Origin of the sequence: Psychrobacter sp. 16-MNA-CIBAN-0192 (assembly GCF_040309565.1) — a bacterium.
Classification (GTDB): domain Bacteria; phylum Pseudomonadota; class Gammaproteobacteria; order Pseudomonadales; family Moraxellaceae; genus Psychrobacter.
Genome location: NZ_JBEOOX010000002.1, coordinates 163,532 through 180,721, shown reverse-complemented (window position 1 = coordinate 180,721; position 17,190 = coordinate 163,532). Strand labels below are relative to the sequence as shown.

Sequence of the window (17,190 nt, the reverse complement as noted above, 5' to 3'; positions counted from 1 at the left end):
AAACAAGAGCACGCTATTCATACTAAACTTAAATAAATACTGATTCTATCTCTAATCACTAAAAACCTTACCAAGCAAGTATCATTAACAAGCCGACTGACAATGCAAAAATTAGGTATTAAAACTACTACTAGCAATTAATTTCTTACGGTTGGGCTATTGTTGCGGTTGGGGCAGTCGTTGTTGGCTGCCAAGCTATGCTAAAACCATTCTTGTATCGTAAATCTATCGTCTGCATCTCAGGGCGACGCTTGCTTAGCTGGTTACCAAGCAATTGACTTAAACTCAATAGCTTTTGCGCGGTATTTTCATTATCCACAATCACGCGTAAGCCATTGTTAAAACGCACCAACCACGTCATTCTGGGCGATAAAATAATATCTTCAACTTGCATATCTAATGGCGCGTACCACTGATTAATTTGCTGCATTTGCTGCATAATAACAGGCGCTTGCTCAATCTCACCTTGTAGCATAGCAAAGTCAGCTCGGGTCAGCTCGTCACTATCTACCGGCACAAACACCACACCCTTAGCATCAACCACTCTTTCTGTACCAAAGTTAGCCACCGCTTGCTTCGGCAGAGCCGTAATCACAATACCACGTTGCCAGTCACGGGTCACGCTGATTTGATCGACCCAAGATAAATCAACAGCGATATCACGTAATGCCTGTAAATCTGTCGTAAAAAAACTGCTAATCGACTGCTGATTCATGGTCTGTTGCAATGCCTGATGTTGCATTGCCGTCAACCCTTGATGACTGACTTCAATAGCAGCGGGAGGCGCATCACGTAACGCTTTACCGCCCATCAGTAGGATGAGTAATAACAACACTATTACCAGTGCCATAAAAAAGTACTTAGCTGAGTGTGGCAATGGCTTCTGACGATTCATAGTCTCACTCATCAAATCAGTGGCGTCTTTGACAGTTTGAGTCATCAGTGCATTTGTTCCTGTGTGTACCCTAACCTACTATAAGAGCAATTATTGAACGGGTAAAACCTTAGCTCAACAGCTGCACGAATTTTGCAACGCCTTCAAGGGATAATTATCATAAATATTTATAGATTCAATCTCTATCTACTAAATATATATGCAGTTGCTAGATATATCGCTATATTACTATTAAATTACTATCTACCTATTATGCAAGCGTTAAAATATGGCTTTATTCAAAATAATAGACGCGGGCTTTATAGGCGATAAACGCGGTTTCATCGATAAAACAGACGTTTATATTTTTAAATAAATATAAAATTACTTGATATTATTCAAGTAAAGTTGTAAAGGCAATATTAACGTATTTTTATGCTAAACAATAGCTCCAGCCCAGAAGGATAAGGCGAATTTACACAAATTTACATTAAGATATTGTTCAGCACAACTTTAGATACATGAATAGTATCAATATCGCGATTTTATCTTAAACTGCTTTCTAATAAGTCGAAAACAACTATTACACTATAGACTTTATTAAACGATAGACTATATAGTCTGAGCCAAAATGTGCCAACATAATGCTTCAAAGTCCATACCGCGTGCTTTAGCCGCCATTGGCACTAAGCTATGGCTGGTCATTCCTGGTACCGTGTTAATCTCAAGCAACCAGAAATTACCATCAGTGTCCTGCATGGCGTCGATACGTCCCCAACCTTTTGCATCAACCGCACGAAATGCCGCCAAGCTTAACGCTTGCAAATGCGTCTCTTCACTAGCGCTTAGACCGCAAGGAATATAGTAAGAGGTATCATTACGATTATATTTTGCTTCAAAATCATAAAAATTAGTAATGTCAGCAGGCTCTAAGCGAATAACCGGATAAGCCTCGTCATCAATAATGACAATGGTAAATTCGCGTCCGGTAATCCAGCGCTCTGCCATGACGACGTCGCCACATTTTACCGCAGTGGCATAAGCAGCAGGCAGCTCATCTAGATGGTTGACCTTAGTCATACCAATACTAGAGCCTTCGTGCACAGGTTTAATAATTAATGGTAGCCCTAACGTATTCACCACTTGCTGCCAATCGGTATCCGCAGTCAGTAACGAGAACGGCGCAGTAGATAAGCCGCAACCTTGCCACAATTGCTTGGTACGTACTTTATCCATACCTAGCGCGGATGCCAATACACCAGAGCCAGTTTGTGGAATATTTAGCCACTGAAGCACGCCTTGCAAGACGCCATCTTCGCCGCCACGACCGTGCAAGACGTTAAAGACGCGATCAAAATTGCGCAGCTCGGTAATGTCTTGATCCTGAGGGTCAAAATGAGTGGCGTCAACACCTTGGCTTTGCAACGCCTTTAAGACGGCAGCGCCACTATCTAAAGAAATAACGCGCTCATTACTATTACCGCCATAGACGACAGCAACTTTACCGAATACGGAGGCATCTTTATGAGTAGGCGCAAGGTTTGAGCTTTGCTGGTTGTCTACTGCTTGATTTGCTTGGCTATTATGATTTTGCGTCATCAGGGTCATTCCTAAAATTGTGCTTAAGATCTATTTTCTAAAAGCTGTTTTAAGGGCTACTTGAGATAAAGTTGATTTGCCGCCAGTTCAATAGCGATTTGTCCAATATTACCAGCGCCTTGAGTCAATAGCATGTCATTGGCTTGCAATAAACGCTGCATAACGGGAGCAATATTATTTTTATCAATAATCGTCGGCTCAACTGTGCCACGCAAGCGAATACTGCGCGCTAATGACTTGGTATCAGCGCCAGCAATGGGGCTTTCTCCTGCTGAGTACACATCCAATAATAATAGCTCATCAACTGATGATAGCACTTCGACAAAGTCATCAAAGCAATCGCGCGTACGACTGTAGCGGTGTGGCTGAAATAGCATGACCAAACGGCGCTCTGGAAAGCTTTGACGCGCCGCTTTAATCGTGGCATCAACTTCTCTTGGATGATGACCATAATCATCAATGAGTAACACATTGCCATCATCAATCGCGACCGGCTCATGTTGCTCAAAACGACGTCCTACCCCTTCGAATTTCTGTAGCGCGCGCTTGATGGCTTCATCATCAACGCCTTCATCGGTTGCCATAGTGATAGCCGCCAGCGCATTATACACGTTATGAATGCCGGGAATATTTAAAGTCAAAGCAAGCGGTTCGTGATCACGGCGCAATACCGTAAAATGCGTTTTAGTCCCTTCACTGACGACATCAACTGCTTGCACATCGTTAAACGGCTCTAGCCCAAAGGTCAATACGGGACGTCCGATGTCATCAATCATTGCATATAGTTCAGCATCATCACCGCATACGACGGCTAAGCCATAAAACGGCATATTTTGTAAGAACTGAATGTAAGCCGCTTTTAATTTATCAAAGCTATTGCCGTATGTTTCCATATGGTCTTGGTCAATATTGGTGACAATCGCAGCCATTGGATGTAAAGTCAAAAATGAGGCATCGGACTCATCCGCTTCGGCAACCAAAAAGCGGCTGCTACCTAGCGCTGCATTTTTACCAGACGCATTCAGTTTTCCGCCAATCACATAGGTCGGATCGAGGTCGCCTTCAGCAAGCATGGTGGTCAATAAACTGGTAGTCGTCGTTTTACCATGAGCGCCTGCTACAGCAATACCATGACGATAACGCATCAATTCACCGAGCATATCGGCACGGCGGACTACTGGTAAACGCGCTTTTAGTGCCGCTGTGATTTCAGGGTTGCTGCGGTCAATGGCAGATGAAACAACAACCACGTCTGTCTTAGCGATGTTTTTGGAGTCGTGACCAATAAATATCTCAATCCCAATCTCTTGCAAGCGCTTAGTTACTGGACTCTCAGCAATGTCTGAACCGCTGACTTTATAGCCTTGATTGCTCATGACTTCAGCAATACCGCACATACCTGAGCCGCCAATACCTACGAAATGTATATGCTGAATACGGCGCATTTCTGGTATTTCAATCAGACGGGTTGGCGATGCTTTATCACTGAGGGTGGCGGTAGTGTCATTAGCAAGAGCGGTTGTGGACATAAGGGTTTCTCGTTATCAAAGCATCATAGAATTAAAATAAAGTAAAATTCGGTATATAAGGTTATTAAAACAATAGATAAAGCGTGCTTAATTAAGAAGCAGGCTTACAAGGCGTGCCAAATAATATCGGCAACTTGCTGGCTGGCGCTGCGGTTAGCAAGCGCATGACCTTTTTGTGCCATATCTAAGCAGATCTGGCGATTCAACACCGATAATTCATCGCTTAATCGCTTCGGTGTCAGTTCAGATTGCGGTAATAATAAAGCAGCGTTATGCTCTGTCAAAGTACGCGCATTCGCGGTTTGATGGTCATCGACAGCACTTGGCAAAGGTACGAAAATCGCAGCAATACCGACGTTTTGAATCTCAGTCACGGTTAATGCACCAGCTCGGCACACAATAATATCTGCCCATTGATACGCCGCTGCCATGTCAGTAATAAAAGGCTGTACGGTGGTTTGATGAGCGCTCAAATCCTCAGCATCATAAGCGGCTTGTGTCACTGCCTCATTATCACGCCCACATTGATGACGCACCTCAAACGGACGCTCTAGCAGCGCAAGCGCCTTAGGCAGTGTACTATTTAGCACCTGTGCGCCTAATGAGCCACCAACGACCAATAATCGTAGTGGCGAGTCATCATTAATATCATAACGCTCAGCCGGAGCCGCCACGCCGGTGATGGCATTGCGAACCGGATTGCCCACCGTTTCTAACTTTGAATTAAATTCGCTATTGGCAAAAGTATTTTCAAAAGCTTGCAAAACTTTAGTGGCGATTTTAGCTAAATAGCGATTGCTCATGCCAGCAATAGCATTTTGCTCATGAATAATTAGCGGGGTGCCGGTCATGCGCGCGGCGATACCACCAGGAGCCGACACATAACCGCCAAAACCCACTACCATATCAATTTTATTACTGCGAATAATCTTGATAACCGCCATCGTTGCAGATAATAAAGTCACAGGCATTTTTAGTAAACGCCCTACCCCTTTACCACGCAAGCCTTGCATGGCAATCGCATGGAAATCATAATCAGTTGGCGCAACCAAGCGATTTTCCATGCCATTTGCTGTGCCAAGCCAATGAATCACCGCGCCGCGCTCAGCCAGCAATTCGCTGACTGCCAGCGCTGGAAACACATGCCCGCCTGTGCCGGCAGCCATCATTAGTATATGCGGTGTCTTCATTGCTCTTAGCCTTTCTTATCTTTTTTTAATGAGTAATCAGTGGCTTTACCATGCTTATTCTTGAACCATTTGTCCAATAAAAAGCCCTGCCGTAAAGCCCGCATAGTATAGAGGAAATCAAGGCGCGACATGTAGCGTTTTATAGCGAATTAAGCGTCTAATTCTTGATTTGCTATATTCCTAGTGTTTCGAATTCAGCCGCGCTTTATAACATGAGCGCTTAAGAGATATCGATGCATATTGAGTAAGCTTTTAGCGCTCAAGTTTAGTAATAAATTAAAATTTTGCTTCTACGGCTTTGATAAAGTCAGTGGCGATATCGGTGCCGCATTGGTCGTCAATCTCGCGCACGCAAGTCGGACTGGTGACATTGATTTCAGTAATACGTCCGCCAATCAAATCAAGTCCGACAAACATTAATCCCTTTTCTTTGACAATGGGTGCGACAACATGCGCCACTTGGCGTTCGATATCGGTCAATGGCATGGCTACCCCGCTTCCGCCTGCCGCTAAATTGCCACGCGTTTCGCCTTTGGTTGGAATACGCGCTAACGAGTAATCAATGACCACACCATCAACAATCAGTACGCGCTTATCGCCTTCTTTAATTTCAGGCAAATAGCGCTGCGCCATAATCGGTAAGGTTTCAAGCTCAGTCAACATCTCAAGCGTGACGCCAATATTGTGACTGTCAGCTGTCAGGCGGAAAATACCCGTACCGCCCATACCATCAAGCGGTTTGACAATCACATCTTGCTGCTCAGCGATAAACTTACGGATATGTACCTGTTTACTAGTGACAATCGTTGGGCTCATATAGTCACTAAACCAAGTGGCAAACAGCTTTTCGTTACAGTCGCGTATCGCTTTTGGGTCATTGACGACGAGCACGCCTGCTGCTTTGGCATGGTCTAATAAATGAGTGGCATAAGTAAAACGCATATCAAACGGCGGATCTTTACGCATTAAAATCACATCATAGTCTGTAACTGGACAAGTGGCTTTTTCGCTTAAGGTATAAAAATCATCAGGGTCACGTTTGACCGTTACCGTTTGCGAATCAATCATTAATTGACCACGGTCAAGCCACAAATCATGAATTTGACAATAGCCTAACGTATGCCCGCGGTCTTGCGCTGACCACATCATCGCCAGACTGGTGTCTTTTTTATAATTAATCCGTTCAATAGGATCCATGATGACCAGTATGTTTAAAGAACGGCTATTTACAGAATGGCTATCTGACGCTAACGGGGCAGCTTGACTCATGATCGGCTCACTTAAGGGTGGTGGTTTTGCGTACCGTGGTTACGAATAATGTAGTTATAAATAATAAAGCAAAAACAATCGGTGATTTATACGCCATATTGAGTGCGGTAATGTTGCATTTTTGCTAGTTGGTCTGCAATTTCGGTGGCGTCTTGATGGGCGCTTTGTTCATCGGCTAAATAACCGATTAAGTCATCCATATTAACCAGCGCACTTACCGGCACTTGTAAATTGGCAACCAGTTCTTGAATGGCAGAAAGCTCGCCTTGTCCTTTTTCTTTACGGTCTAATGCCACGAGAATACCGGCAACACTTGCGCCTGCGGTTTCTAAAATTTCAATGACTTCTCGCATTGCCGTACCTGCGGTAATGACATCGTCCAGTATCCAAACGGCTTTACCGCTCACATCAGCGCCAACCAAATTACCGCCTTCGCCATGAGTTTTCACTTCTTTACGGTTATAACCCCACTCAGCATTGATACTATGATGCAGCCATAATGCTTGTGCGGTTGCCGCGACAAAGGGAATACCTTTATACGCAGCACCAAAGATAACCAACTCTTTACTGTTACTTCCTGAGTTCTGCATTTGCTCCGCTAAAGCATCGGCATAACCACGCGCCAATAACGACAGCATCTCGCCCGTTGCTAATAAGCCTGCATTAAAAAAATACGGACTGACTCGACCGGATTTCAGCACAAATTCACCAAATTTTAAAACTTGGTTGTCTAAGGCGAGTTGAATAAAATCATGAGCGGTAAATGATGGGGTGTGCATAAGGCATTCCTATAGGGAAAATTTTTGCATTATTGTACGCATTATTGGTCAGCTTGACCAACCATTGATAGCATAATCTTGCATATTGGCATAGCGCGTGAGCAGACCACAGCGTGAGGAGAGATTAAAATAACACTGACCATCTTCCGCTATCTGTAACTCCCAACCTAAATGCTGCGCTGCCACGATAATATGTCCAGCAAACAGTCGGATTTGACGATATTGATAGCGTAACGCTGGCGTGCGACAAACTTGGCTCAGTATATAGCTACGCACATACTGACAAATTTGCTCAGCGCTATAACTCTGATTGATACTTTTACGGGTGACACATTGGCTCAACACATGTACTGCCACACTACACGCCATAATATCGGTGGCAAGACTACCAACGCCCGATTCAAATTGCTCAGGTTGCAATATCACTTGCCAATCATCGGCATACACACTATTTAATAGTTCGTCAGGATTATAGCGTTTAATGATTGCGCGCAATGAATACTGTTTCTTATTTGCATTGAGTTTATTGTCGTCATTTTTATCATTATTGCTAACCAAGTTATCGACCATAAAACCATAGCGCGTTAACTGCGGATACTTGTTAATAACCTGCCCAATATCCGCCATATCAAGTAGCGTCATAGTATCAAGTGGCTTCAATAAAGGCTGCTCGCTATGATTGTGATAAAAGCTGTCCGGAATAGAAATCAGTTGTGCCGCCGTAAGAAAGCCCAGATAGTCGGCAAACGATTCTGACGCCACCAGCTTCCACTTTGATAGATTGTCGGTATGGGGCTTATGGAAACGCGCCGAGCGACCATACAGACGATTGAGCTGACTATTGACGCGCCGCGCAGGTTCTGGAATATCGCTAAGCGGGCGCGCGGGGTCAAGTGCAGTTTGGCGCGAATCAAAATTTGGATGCACAATCGCAGGTTGGGTATTATTAGCCAGTAAAGACAACTGCTCAACGCTATCTTCTGTATGTATACCCTGCTCTAGTAGCTGTTGAGATGAGCGGTCATCAGAAGTAAAAGGCTGAGTCATAATGTCTCCAAGAGCAGCATGGTAGTAATTGATTAATAAAAAGTAAAAGTCAGGACGATAAATACTATAAGTGAGCGTATTTATAATTACTTACATATCATTCCAATATTGTCGACTGATGCTGCAAAATATCTTGATAACCAACTTGCCAATCAGGATAAGTGAGCCAAGCTAACGGAATGTTGCTATGTAACCGTTTCCCCGTAACAGATGTTTTATCATTATCCACTTCCGGCAGTGTGGCACCGACTTGTTGACTGAGCCACTTAGTTAATTCGAAAATCGTCACCGGAGCATAATCGGTGGCGATATAAATAGGTTTTGGCATATCTACTGTCAAAATTTTTACGATAATCGTGACCAAATCGCTGTCCATAATGCGGTTGCTCCAGCTCATGGCGGCAATCGGTTCTTTCTGATTATCCTGAGCTTTTCGCAGGCGCATTAGACGCGCGCGTCCATAGATACCGCTTGGACGAATAATAATTGCCTTCTCTCCAAAGCCTTGTTGTAGTGCTTGTTCTGCTTGCAATATAATTTTCGATGCGCCGCGCTCAGGCATGATAGGAACCGTATGTTCATCAATCCATTCACCATTATTCTGCCCATATACCCCTGACGATGAGATGAAAATAATGCGCTCAAGATTAGGTAAGGTATCGGCAAGGCTAGCTAGATGCTGACAAATTGCTAAATAGCTGGCGTGATAGCCACTGGTCGAATGCTCGTCAGGGGTTACAATAACGGCAATACGGCTAAAACCTTGCAATTGCTCAGCCGTCAACGTCAGTGCGTCCGCTTGAATAAAATTTGCTTTATCATCCAAAGCATAATGGCTGCGTTCACCTCGCGCCAGCCCAGTAACTAAAAAACTATGTTGCGCAAGTTGATTGGTCACTGGCAAACCAATATCACCTTGTCCAATAATCAGCCATTGTTGCGTCGTCATGAGCTATCCTTATGTATCATTATTTTAATAGGTACTGCTTATTAACCAGCCTGCTTAAAAATAGCGCATATACGCCAGTTTAATATCGTCATTGGCGTTGATGCGATCCTGCCATTCATAACTGGCGTCAAGGCGCAGTGCTTGCTTTTTATCAATATCATAATGCAGCCCAAGGGTAGTTATCGGCTGCCAATAATGACCACGGACGTTCGAATCATCACTGCTGCCATGATACCAATACGGCAGTTGCAATTCAGTTTGCGCACGTAACTGATTGTTAATTTGATACAGACAGCCAGCATTCACGCCAGCGCCAACGCGATAACCTTTATTCAGCCCGCGCCCACCTTGCACAGCTCCGGTGCCAAACGCATAACAAAGCTGCGGCGGCATCTCACCACTTATCAAACCTGAAGTATCAGTACGCGGTACACCAAATGCCCACGATTTACCATATTCAAAGGCAGTACTGCCCACTAAATGGTCGCTGCCATCTTGTTGCGAGCCGTCATTAACCCGAGTCGCTTCAATACTTGCACCCCACGTTTTGCCTTTTTTAGCAGAATTCACTGGATTAAAGGAACGCCCACGGATTAAGGTGAAATTTTGCAACACCGCGCTTTTTGGGGCATTGCCGTTGCTATCTTCATCATTATCATAAAAACGTAAAGTTGCCGCCAAGCCTTCTAAATTAAAAAACTGACCAAATCCTGAGCTGCGATCCAGCGTATCGTGCAAGCCTGCGCGTAGACCAATATCGATGTAGCTATTATCACCGCGCTGCCCAATGCCAACATGAGCGCGCTGCATAGGATGACGATCAAGCGGATTGTTATCAGGGGCAGAGATGGTCAAAGGTAGTAAAGTTTGACCATCCTTTAACATACTTGACACCAGATTGCTTTTTTCAGAGGTGATATTATCTACCTCATTTTTAGTTAAAGTCTGATTGCTCAGATGCGCCTTTTGCTTCGCGGTATTAAGTTGCGCTTGCCTTAACGTACCATCCGCAGGTGTATAACGGGTATCGGTTAATAGACTTTCACGACTTAACAAATTGACCACATCAGAGGGAATCACCACGTAAGGCAACTGACTTAATAACTGTTTATTAGGGCGAATTACGTCAATCAGCCGCAGAATTTCAGAGGCGCAATTGTCGGTGGCAAAATAATATGGTATCGATAAGTTTTTGGTTTCCCAAACATGACGCATGATTTGCTGAACTTCTGCGGGCGTCAAATTAAGCTGATAAGTCCATGTATCGCGCTCATCGTCTTTGAGATAATCGGCTAGTTTTTTGGGATATGGATCAATTTCAATCAAATTATCATAACGTCCACTCATGGCTTTGATAGCAAAAAGGGCAAAATTGTCCTTATTATCGCCATCAACCGTATCGTTTAGCGCATAAGCATGGTGAATTTGGGTAAAGTCTTTGGCACTGGCTGCCGAGTCAATGCGCAGTAACGTATGACCAAAAGCGGATATCGGATTGTCCAAATACTCTTGCGCAAACATCACGGACAGCTGCTTTGGCGCTATCGTTGCCATCCAATCATCGAACTCTGGGCACGTGACTTGCAGCGCAGCCTTGTCAATATTTAAGGTCTCAGCAAGCCAGTGCACGCGCGCAGGAAAGCGGCAAAGTGCGGAATCATTTGCAACGGTACGTATTTTGTTGGCAGGCAATGCTACTTGTTCCGCCATGGCTATCAGTAGCGCATCCAGCTCAGCGGCGGCGTCTTGTTGTCCATTTGGCGTTAAGAAAAACTCGGCATCATCAACTTCACTTTTCGTATTTTTTTTAGCGAACAACCCTTTTTTATCGTCAACAACATACAGCAGTCGTCGCCACGTTGTATGCTCGGCTAGATTGTCCGTTTGCACTTGCTGCCGCCACGTGCTTAATAATTGCTCAGCATTAGCATTAGCATTAGCATTAGCATTCGAAGTCGTATTAGCCATTTGCTTGCCAGCGCTATTACTGGCTTTATTAGCAGCGTCATTATTATTTATTACACCAATATTATCTATGCTACGGGCAATGCTACGCGTCACAATGGTAGTAGCATCATTAGTAGGTGCTAGTTCGCCAGTAGTAACCAGTGATAAAGGCGTTGGTAATACAGCTTGCGACTGCGCACTGAACAACAGACCTGCTATGACCAGTGGTAAGCGGGAGCGCTGACTGATGGGTTGCAACGCATGACAATGGGCAAAAGCACTGGGGATATTCGACATAGCGTAGCACCTCTTATTTTATGAGTTATATGTGTTGAGCGATTTGTGATAAGCAATTTTAATAATACTGAATTAATACGGTTAATAAGATTAATCGGCAGAATAGGCTATAACATTTGCGCATCATATTCATTGGGTGCACACTTAGCTATTCTTTAGAACAGAGGCTATCATGTCTGCGCCCTTACCACTGTTAACAGCCACACCAAAAAAAACACCGTTATCAACATCAACCTGTCTCGTGTCTCCAATGACGATTGATAACGGTTACTTGTCTGCTGCCACATGGTTGTGTTCACCGAATTATAATGAGCGACCGGCTGGCATGAGCATTGATACGATTGTCATTCATAATATCAGCTTACCACCGAATGAGTTTGGCGCGTGCAGCGTGGATGGTAGGCATTATGTCAAAGCCTTATTTACCAATCAGTTAGACTGGCAAGCACACCCCTACTTTCAAACGATTCAAGGTGCTGAGGTGTCCGCGCATCTATTCATTGAACGCGATGGCACCATCACTCAATTTGTAAACTTTAATGCGCGCGCGTGGCATGCTGGCAAGTCAAGTTATTTGGGGCGACCAGTGTGTAATGATTATAGCATTGGCATTGAGCTTGAAGGCTCGGATTTTGTGCCGTTTACGTCCGCGCAATATGCCGTGCTGGCACAAGTAATTGTAGCCATTTATTATGCTTATCCTAAAACGCGGCGGCATTTAACGGGTCACAGCGATATTGCACCGCATCGTAAGACGGATCCGGGTGATTATTTTGAATGGGCAAGATTGCGCGCAGATATTGCGGGAATAGTAGCCTGCTTTTAATAGCGTCTGTCCGTGTACCTCACTCAACCTATAATACAAAAAGCATTTGTATTCAAGCCGTTTATCTGTGCCATGAAAGTGCTATAATCCGACAGTTTTTTTAACCTCAGCATATTGATATACAACATTAATAGATACATTCGTATAATAGGTTCTCATGGCAAAAAGTCGGTTATTTCGTTCAACGATGGTGGTCAGTAGTATGACCATGCTGTCGCGTATTCTAGGTTTGGTACGTGATATCGTCTTATTAGGGGTGTTTGGCGCAGGCGGATTAATGGATGCCTTTTTGGTCGCCTTTAAGATACCCAACTTTTTGCGCAGACTGTTTGCCGAAGGGGCGTTTAGTCAAGCCTTTGTGCCGGTGCTATCAGAATATAAAGAAAAGTACAGCTTACAAGAAGTACAGATTCTAGTCAGTCGTACTTCAGGCGCGTTAATGTTGATTTTATCAATGCTGACCTTGGTCGTTATTTTAATGGCGCCGTGGGTTATGACCTTATTTGCGCCCGGTTTTGCCGACCAGCCGGATAAATTTGGCATTGCAACCGAGCTGCTGCGCTTAACCTTCCCTTATTTATTATTTATTTCCATGACCGCTTTTGCCAGTGGTATTTTACAGAGCTACGGACGCTTTGCTGCGCCAGCTTTTGCACCGGTATTGCTCAATTTATGTATGATTGGTGGGGCGCTGGTTTTTGCACCGATGTTCGATACGCCCATTATGGCACTTGGCTACTCGGTGGCGATTGCAGGATTATTACAGCTGCTTATTCAATTGCCGCAATTATCGCAGCAAAAGCTATTAGTATTACCGAGAATTGACTTCCAGCATGAAGGGGTCAGACGCATCCTAAAGCTGATGCTGCCCGCTATTTTTGGCGTATCAGTGACACAGATTAATTTACTACTGAATACCATTTTTGCATCGCTCATGATTGGCGGTTCGGTATCATGGTTGTATGCGGCTGAGCGTATGAGTGAGCTGCCTCTTGGTTTAATTGGTGTCGCTATTGGTACGGTGATTCTGCCAAGCTTATCGAAAAGTGAAGCTAAAAAAGACGATATCAGCTTTAGAAAAACCATCGATTGGGCAGCACGGTTGATTATTTTGGTAGGATTACCAGCGGCAGCGGCATTATTTATCTTGTCAGATGTGCTGATGCAGGCATTATTTATGCGCGGCGAATTCACCTTGCGTGATGCGCAAATGAGCTCCCTAGCACTGCGCAGTATGGCAGGTGGTATTTTAGGTTTTATGTTGATTAAAATCTTCGCGCCTGCATTCTTTGCTCGTCAAGATATTCGCACGCCTGTACGTATCGGGATTATTTCTGTCTTCGCCAACATGATTTTTAGTGTCATTTTTATTGGTATTTTTTACTTTTTCGATATTCCATTGCATGGTGGCTTGGCACTTGCTACCACGGCAGCTTCATTTGTTAACGCAGGCTTGCTCTATTACTGCTTACATCAACGCGGAATTTTCCGTTTTGGCAGCCACTGGAAAAAGTTATTTACCCAGTTCTTCCTTGCTGCAGGCGCGATGGTGGCGACCCTTTATGCAATGCTACCTTACTTCCCAACCGATTCAGCACAGTGGCAGCGCGTCGTAGCATTGATGATTATGTGTGTCGTTGGGGCGGTTATTTATGGCGGTGTATTATTGGCAACTGGCTTTCGTCCGCATCAGCTTAAGCATGGTTAAGACCGCTTATTACCAAATAGGTACACGCTTGCAAGGTTAAACGACTGTTAATTGTGTCAATAGTCACCATCATTTACGCTGAATATATCCATAAATTTTGAGGTTTATTATGAAAGTATCTTCGTTAACGTTGCAGCGATTACCTATGCTGTTTGCGACCAGTATATTAGGAGCAGGATTGTTATTAAGTGGCTGTAGTAAGGACACTGACGACAAAACAGAGGCTGTAGTAACAGAAAAAGATGCCAACACTACGCCAGCGACTGACACAGAAGTTGCTAATGATACTGGTGCGCCTAACGTTCATGGCGCTGAAGCAATTGCTACTACTGACAGCACAGCTGATGCCTCTACTGCCAACAATTCTACAAAGAACACTAGTGGCACAGAACTGGTCAGTAAAGCCATCAGTCCCATCGCTGCTGCTACTAAGCAGCCAAGTTTGCTCACCAATCCTACCAAAGCTGGCACAGCAGAAGATACGGTGAAACTGGCGCTAGACACGTTATATTATGGTGATGTTGAGAAAGCAGCAAGCTATTACCAAGTCGATATGGAAAACTTTGAAGAAGAGTTAAAAAATACTCAATTTGCCTTTCAGCAAACCGTTGATTCCGTTACCATCATTGAAACTAAATATAATAAAGACAAAACTCGCGCCACGGTTATCGGTGAATTAAAACTAAAAAATCAAAGTGAACCTGCGCCATTAAGTTATATACTCCAAAAAATAGACGGTAAGTGGAAAATTTTGGGCTAGAACAGTAAGCACAGATAAAGCCGCTAAAGTACGATTTAATCATCAACAGATACCGCTTTACCAAGCATCACCACATCGGCAATAAACCCTTGCATGTCACAGACTTGCGGCATATAACCCCACTGCGTAAAGCCAAGCTTGGTAAATAAACCCAGACTTGGCTGATTGTGCGCAAGAATCAATGCCACCACATTGCGAATGCCCAAACTGGGCGCTTGGCTCAACATCCACCGTGCTAGCATGCCGCCCAGCCCTTTCCCGTGGTAATCCTGATGCAGATAAATACTGATTTCACTGCTAATATGGTAAGCCGGACGCGCATATAAATCACTAAAGCTGCCCCATGCCACGATTGGCGCAGCAGAACTTTCCTGCTCACCCATCTGAACCTGAGCGCCCATTTGAATAGTAGCTTGCTCAATCTCTTGTGTTGCGGTATCAGTAGTTTCGATCGCAGCTTTAACTATTGCTTTAACTATATAGATGGGACGCTTGGCATTATTAATATGCTCATTAAACCAATCGACTCGTTCTGCCATTGTCACTGGGGTTAAATTTGCCGTTGCTTGTTTGCCCGCGACGCTTTGATTATAAATCGCCAAAATATCCGCCAAATCAGTTTCCTTGGCGCATTGCACTATAAACTGCGAATTAAGCATTACAGCTGTTGTCTTAGGGTCAATTAAAGCAGTCATAGCGGCTCTCTTAATCTGTACACGGCAGTGATGTATGGTTAATGATGTTAGTCCGGCTATTTTACTTTATAATGGCAAGTTTTGAACACAGCAACCCCTTAGCTGACTGTGTTTTTATTTTTATTTGGTCTGAGCTTAGCTGCAAATATATGAAAACTTACTTTCTTGAGCAATTGCTTGCGCCACCATCTGACCCGGCCAATGAACGCCAACCGATAGCATTAGCGCCTTGTGTGCTGACTATTGGCAACTTTGATGGGGTGCATTTAGGGCATCAAGCCATGCTTGCCCAAATGCAAAGGTTAGCACATGCGCAAAATCTGGGCTCAGCGGTAATGATATTCGAGCCGCAGCCGCGTGAGTTTTTTGCGCCCGAGTCTGCGCCATCACGCTTGACCAATTTGGCAGAAAAACAAGCCTTGTTAGCGACTTATGGCGTTGAGACTTTAATCGTTGCCAGCTTCGATGCCGAGTTTCGAGCGTTATCGGCGCACGCCTTTGCTGACTTATTGGTGCAACGCTTAAACGTAAAAGCGTTGGTGCTCGGCGACGATTTTCGTTTTGGGCATGATCGAACGGGCGATAGTGACTTTTTACGGCAGTATGGCTTACCTGTTACCAACCTTAACACCATCACAGCTCCTAACGCTGCCGATGAGCGCATCAGCTCAACCCGAGTCCGCAATTTGCTTTTCGCCGGTGATATCAGTGAGGCGAACCGCTTGTTAGGTCGCGACTATACCATTACAGGCACAGTAATTGGCGGTGATAAAATCGGTCGTACCATGGATTTCCCCACAGCTAATATTGACCTTGCGCGGATAAAACCTGCTTTGCATGGTATTTTTGCGGTCGATGTGGTGATACTGGATGATAACGGACAGATGTTAGAAAACGGCTTTAATACGCTGATAGAAAATGGGCAAACGGGGCTATCAGGTCTGCGTGCGCACAGCTTATTTGGCGCTGCGAATATTGGCACCCGACCTTCAGTGGATAAACCGCACAATTGGCGCCTAGAAGTGCATTTCCCGCAATTACATGCCAATTTATACGGGCAAACCTTACAAGTTCGATTCTTGCATTTTTTGCATGGTGAGCGCCGTTATGATGGGTTAGAAGCGTTAAAAACCGGCATTAAGCAAGACGTGGTAGAGTTACTAGCGTGGCGAAAACAGCAGTTAACTTAAACACCTATAAATTTTATAGCTAATGTAAAATTAAAAAACCCACAATAGTAAAAATTGTGGGTTTTTAGCTCTTAAGTGATTCTAAATCATTAACTTAATCAGAAAACTATCGCCTTTAAGAAACGAAAGTTAAGCTTGTGGATGTAAACTCACGTTTAAATCATCAATCACTTCAACCCAAGCCGCATCTTTTTCCCATTCTTCTTGTAAAAACATACGCTGACTTTCCGTCCAAATATCCGATTCAATCAGTTTTTCATCTTTTGCCAACTGATTTTTTTCAATAAAGGCATCAATAGCGTCATCTGAGCTGTCTAAGCCCAATTGGGCAAATAATTCATTGATACTATATTCAGGTTCGCCTAACATTGTTGTTCTCCTTGAGTTTTCCACTTATGGTACTAACCATTATTTAATTTTTAAATTAAAAACTTTGTTAACGCATTTATTGTAGCAAGCCTTATTCCAAGAACTGTTATTCAACGTTACCACTTATGTTAACATCTAGAATCTAATAGCTTAAATTAAAGA

15 protein-coding genes are annotated in these 17,190 nt (G+C 44.0%); 4 read left to right on the top strand and 11 right to left on the bottom strand.

Annotated features, from left to right (window positions below; all coding sequences use genetic code 11):
• Positions 1-145: 145 nt before the first annotated feature.
• From AAEY78_RS02625 to AAEY78_RS02585, 9 genes are all read right to left on the bottom strand, one after another.
• Positions 146-940 (bottom strand): cell division protein FtsQ/DivIB, encoded by a 795-nt coding sequence (locus AAEY78_RS02625; RefSeq protein WP_352337078.1) that lies wholly within the window; start codon positions 938-940, stop codon positions 146-148.
• Positions 941-1,486: 546 nt separating this feature from the next.
• Entirely contained in the window at positions 1,487-2,473 is a 987-nt protein-coding gene (locus AAEY78_RS02620) for a D-alanine--D-alanine ligase (protein ID WP_352337076.1), read from the bottom strand.
• Between the two features lie 56 nt (positions 2,474-2,529).
• Complete coding sequence (gene murC / locus AAEY78_RS02615; protein WP_502943618.1) at positions 2,530-4,002, bottom strand: UDP-N-acetylmuramate--L-alanine ligase; 1,473 nt, start codon at positions 4,000-4,002, stop codon at positions 2,530-2,532.
• 104 nt (positions 4,003-4,106) lie between these two features.
• Positions 4,107-5,192, bottom strand: coding sequence for an undecaprenyldiphospho-muramoylpentapeptide beta-N-acetylglucosaminyltransferase (gene murG / locus AAEY78_RS02610; RefSeq protein WP_352337074.1), 1,086 nt, complete (start codon positions 5,190-5,192; stop codon positions 4,107-4,109).
• A 276-nt stretch (positions 5,193-5,468) separates the two neighbouring features.
• Positions 5,469-6,461 carry a glutathione synthase gene (gene gshB / locus AAEY78_RS02605; RefSeq protein WP_352337072.1) on the bottom strand — a complete coding sequence of 331 codons (993 nt, stop codon included), beginning with the start codon at positions 6,459-6,461 and terminating at the stop codon, positions 5,469-5,471.
• Positions 6,462-6,547: 86 nt separating this feature from the next.
• On the bottom strand, positions 6,548-7,240 hold the full coding sequence (pyrE, locus tag AAEY78_RS02600) for an orotate phosphoribosyltransferase (RefSeq protein ID WP_352337070.1): 693 nt from the start codon (positions 7,238-7,240) through the stop codon (positions 6,548-6,550).
• A 48-nt stretch (positions 7,241-7,288) separates the two neighbouring features.
• A complete protein-coding gene (locus AAEY78_RS02595; RefSeq protein WP_352337068.1) occupies positions 7,289-8,287 on the bottom strand; it encodes a hypothetical protein in 999 nt (332 codons plus the stop codon).
• 97 nt (positions 8,288-8,384) lie between these two features.
• Complete coding sequence (locus AAEY78_RS02590; protein ID WP_352337066.1) at positions 8,385-9,236, bottom strand: NAD-dependent epimerase/dehydratase family protein; 852 nt, start codon at positions 9,234-9,236, stop codon at positions 8,385-8,387.
• A gap of 54 nt (positions 9,237-9,290) precedes the next feature.
• A complete protein-coding gene (locus AAEY78_RS02585) occupies positions 9,291-11,480 on the bottom strand; it encodes an Lnb N-terminal periplasmic domain-containing protein (protein WP_352337064.1) in 2,190 nt (729 codons plus the stop codon).
• A 250-nt stretch (positions 11,481-11,730) separates the two neighbouring features.
• On the opposite strand from AAEY78_RS02585, the gene ampD reads away from it, so the two are divergent.
• The 3 genes from ampD to AAEY78_RS02570 all read left to right on the top strand — a co-directional run bounded on the left by ampD (position 11,731) and on the right by AAEY78_RS02570 (position 14,774).
• Entirely contained in the window at positions 11,731-12,306 is a 576-nt protein-coding gene (ampD, locus tag AAEY78_RS02580) for a 1,6-anhydro-N-acetylmuramyl-L-alanine amidase AmpD (protein ID WP_352337311.1), read from the top strand.
• Between the two features lie 157 nt (positions 12,307-12,463).
• Positions 12,464-14,014 carry a murein biosynthesis integral membrane protein MurJ gene (murJ, locus tag AAEY78_RS02575; protein WP_352337062.1) on the top strand — a complete coding sequence of 517 codons (1,551 nt, stop codon included), beginning with the start codon at positions 12,464-12,466 and terminating at the stop codon, positions 14,012-14,014.
• Positions 14,015-14,123: 109 nt separating this feature from the next.
• Complete coding sequence (locus AAEY78_RS02570) at positions 14,124-14,774, top strand: hypothetical protein (protein ID WP_352337060.1); 651 nt, start codon at positions 14,124-14,126, stop codon at positions 14,772-14,774.
• Between the two features lie 35 nt (positions 14,775-14,809).
• Here the strand turns inward: AAEY78_RS02570 and AAEY78_RS02565 are convergent, their stop codons facing one another.
• The gene (locus tag AAEY78_RS02565) at positions 14,810-15,469 is read right to left on the bottom strand and encodes a GNAT family N-acetyltransferase (protein ID WP_352337058.1); all 660 of its coding nucleotides are present in this window, start codon (positions 15,467-15,469) and stop codon (positions 14,810-14,812) included.
• Between the two features lie 149 nt (positions 15,470-15,618).
• Here AAEY78_RS02565 and ribF point away from each other — a divergent pair, with 149 nt between their 5' ends.
• Positions 15,619-16,659 carry a riboflavin biosynthesis protein RibF gene (gene ribF, locus AAEY78_RS02560; protein WP_352337056.1) on the top strand — a complete coding sequence of 347 codons (1,041 nt, stop codon included), beginning with the start codon at positions 15,619-15,621 and terminating at the stop codon, positions 16,657-16,659.
• Positions 16,660-16,788: 129 nt separating this feature from the next.
• On the opposite strand, the gene AAEY78_RS02555 is transcribed toward ribF, so the two are convergent.
• Complete coding sequence (locus AAEY78_RS02555; protein WP_352337054.1) at positions 16,789-17,028, bottom strand: DUF2789 domain-containing protein; 240 nt, start codon at positions 17,026-17,028, stop codon at positions 16,789-16,791.
• Positions 17,029-17,190: the final 162 nt, after the last annotated feature.